Source organism: Gordonia sp. C13 (assembly GCF_023218005.1).
GTDB classification, from domain to species: Bacteria; Actinomycetota; Actinomycetes; order Mycobacteriales; family Mycobacteriaceae; genus Gordonia; species Gordonia namibiensis.
Genome location: NZ_JALPSY010000059.1, coordinates 1 through 3,398, shown reverse-complemented (window position 1 = coordinate 3,398; position 3,398 = coordinate 1). Strand labels below are relative to the sequence as shown.

General features: G+C 55.1%; 2 rRNA genes. Both read left to right on the top strand.

Annotation, left to right across the window (positions count from 1 at the left end):
* Window positions 1-28 precede the first annotated feature (28 nt).
* A 23S ribosomal RNA gene (locus M1L58_RS23155) occupies window positions 29-3,166 on the top strand.
* Window positions 3,167-3,277: 111 nt separating this feature from the next.
* Window positions 3,278-3,394: ribosomal RNA gene (gene rrf, locus M1L58_RS23150) — 5S ribosomal RNA — on the top strand.
* Window positions 3,395-3,398 lie beyond the last annotated feature (4 nt).

The following is a 3,398-nucleotide window of genomic DNA, read 5'->3' as shown; positions in this document are numbered from 1 at the left end:
TTGGGGTGGGGGTGGTTTGTAGGTGTTGTTGTAAGTGTGTAAGGGCGTTCGGTGGATGCCTTGGTACCAGGAGCCGATGAAGGACGTGGTAGGCCGCGATAGTCCTCGGGGAGTTGTCAAACGAGCTGTGATCCGAGGGTGTCCGAATGGGGAAACCCAGCACGAGTGATGTCGTGTTACCCACCTCTGAATGTATAGGGGGTGTGGAGGGAACGTGGGGAAGTGAAACATCTCAGTACCCATAGGAAGAGAAAACAAAATGTGATTCCGTGAGTAGTGGCGAGCGAAAGCGGATGAGGCTAAACCATGCGCATGTGATACCGGGTAGGGGTTGTGTGTGTGGTGTTGTGGGGTTCATCTTCTTCCATCTGCCTGTGGAAGCGTGAGTCAGAAAATCGTGTGTTAGGTGAAGTGGCCTGGAATGGTCTGCCGTAGACGGTGAGAGTCCGGTAGCTGAAAACACATGGTCTTGCGTGATGGATGCCCAAGTAGCAGCGGGCTCGTGGAATCTGCTGTGAATCTGCCGGGACCACCCGGTAAGCCTGAATACTTCCTGGTGACCGATAGCGGACAAGTACCGTGAGGGAAAGGTGAAAAGTACCCCGGGAGGGGAGTGAAATAGTACCTGAAACCGGACGCTTACAATCCGTCAAAGCCTGTGCACAGTTTACTGTGGTGGGTGATGGCGTGCCTTTTGAAGAATGAGCCTGCGAGTTAGTGCTCGGTGGCGAGGTTAACCCGTGTGGGGTAGCCGTAGCGAAAGCGAGTCTGAATAGGGCGAAAGAGTCGCCGGGTCTAGACCCGAAGCGGAGTGATCTACCCATGGCCAGGGTGAAGCGACGGTAAGACGTCGTGGAGGCCCGAACCCACTTCAGTTGAAAATGGAGGGGATGAGTTGTGGGTAGGGGTGAAAGGCCAATCAAACTCCGTGATAGCTGGTTCTCCCCGAAATGCATTTAGGTGCAGCGTCACATGTTTCTTACCGGAGGTAGAGCTACTGGATGGCCGATGGGCCCCACAGGGTTACTGACGTCAGCCAAACTCCGAATGCCGGTAAGTGAGAGTGTGGCAGTGAGACTGCGGGCGATAAGGTTCGTAGTCGAGAGGGAAACAGCCCAGATCGCCGGCTAAGGCCCCTAAGCGTGTACTAAGTGGAAAAGGATGTGGGGTCGCGAAGACAACCAGGAGGTTGGCTTAGAAGCAGCCACCCTTGAAAGAGTGCGTAATAGCTCACTGGTCAAGTGATCCTGCGCCGACAATGTAGCGGGGCTCAAGTACACCGCCGAAGCCGCGGCACTCACACAATAGCCCGTCGTTTTTCTACGGAGAGGCGACCAGGTGTGTGGGTGGGTAGGGGAGCGTCCTGCATCCGTGGAAGCCACAGAGTGATCTAGTGGTGGAGGGTGTGGGAGTGAGAATGCAGGCATGAGTAGCGAAAGAAGAGTGAGAAACTCTTCCGCCGAATGACCAAGGGTTCCTGGGCCAGGCTAATCCGCCCAGGGTGAGTCGGGACCTAAGGCGAGGCCGACAGGCGTAGTCGATGGACAACGGGTTGATATTCCCGTACCCGTGTATCCGCGCCCATGCTGAATCAGTTGTACTAACCATCCAGATCCCCCGGGAGCACCTTCGGGTGCCAGGTTGGGGTGATGCATGGGACCTTGGCTGGTAGTAGGCAAGCGATGGGGTGACGCAGGAAGGTAGTGGGGCCAGTCAGTGGTTGTACTGGTGTAAGCCTGTAGGGCGTGTTCTAGGCAAATCCGGAACACATTCAGCCTGAGAGGTGATGCGTAGCCGTTGCGGCGAATTCCATGATCCTATGCTGCCGAGAAAAGCCTCTAGTGAGTTGGTACACGGCCCGTACCCCAAACCAACACAGGTGGTCAGGTAGAGAATACTAAGGCGATCGAGAGAACTGTGGTTAAGGAACTCGGCAAAATGCCCCCGTAACTTCGGGAGAAGGGGGACCCAGACTGGTGACGATCCTTGCGGTCTGAGCTGGTGTGGGTCGCAGAGACCAGAGAGAAGCGACTGTTTACTAAAAACACAGGTCCGTGCGAAGTCGTAAGACGATGTATACGGACTGACGCCTGCCCGGTGCTGGAAGGTTAAGAGGACCGGTTAGTTCCCTTTGGGGAGCGAAGCTGAGAATTTAAGCCCCAGTAAACGGCGGTGGTAACTATAACCATCCTAAGGTAGCGAAATTCCTTGTCGGGTAAGTTCCGACCTGCACGAATGGCGTAACGACTTCTCTGCTGTCTCAACCACAGACTCGGCGAAATTGCAGTACGAGTAAAGATGCTCGTTACGCGCGGCAGGACGAAAAGACCCCGGGACCTTCACTATAGCTTGGTATTGGTGTTCGGTTCGGTTTGTGTAGGATAGGTGGGAGACTGTGAAGTGGGCACGCCAGTGTTCATGGAGTCGTTGTTGAAATACCACTCTGATCGTATTGGACTTCTAACCTCGGACCCTGATCGGGTTCAGGGACAGTGCCTGGTGGGTAGTTTAACTGGGGCGGTTGCCTCCCAAAGAGTAACGGAGGCGCCCAAAGGTTCCCTCAGCCTGGTTGGCAATCAGGTGTTGAGTGTAAGTGCACAAGGGAGCTTGACTGTGAGACGTACATGTCGAGCAGGGACGAAAGTCGGGACTAGTGATCCGGCACCGGCAAGTGGAAGCGGTGTCGCTCAACGGATAAAAGGTACCCCGGGGATAACAGGCTGATCTTCCCCAAGAGTCCATATCGACGGGATGGTTTGGCACCTCGATGTCGGCTCGTCGCATCCTGGGGCTGGAGTAGGTCCCAAGGGTTGGGCTGTTCGCCCATTAAAGCGGCACGCGAGCTGGGTTTAGAACGTCGTGAGACAGTTCGGTCTCTATCCGCCGCGCGCGTAAGAAACTTGAGGAAACCTGTCCCTAGTACGAGAGGACCGGGACGGACGAACCTCTGGTGTGCCAGTTGTCCCGCCAGGGGCACCGCTGGTTAGCTACGTTCGGAAGGGATAACCGCTGAAAGCATCTAAGCGGGAAGCCTGTTCCAAGATGAGGTTTCTCACCCTCTTAGCAGGGTTAAGGCCCCCTACAGACCATGGGGTTGATAGGCCAGAACTGTACGCACAGCAATGTGTTCAGGTGACTGGTACTAATCGGCCGAGGACTTACCAACAACACCCACACACCACAAAACAACAGTTTTGGTGTGTTCGCATCCACTATGACACTTCTGAAACAACACACACACAAACAAATAACCTGTTTGTTGGTTGTTTTATAGAGTTACGGCGGCCATAGCGGAGGGGAAACGCCCGGCCCCATTCCGAACCCGGAAGCTAAGCCCTCCAGCGCCAATGGTACTGCACCTTAATCAGTGTGGGAGAGTAGGACACCGCCGAACACAA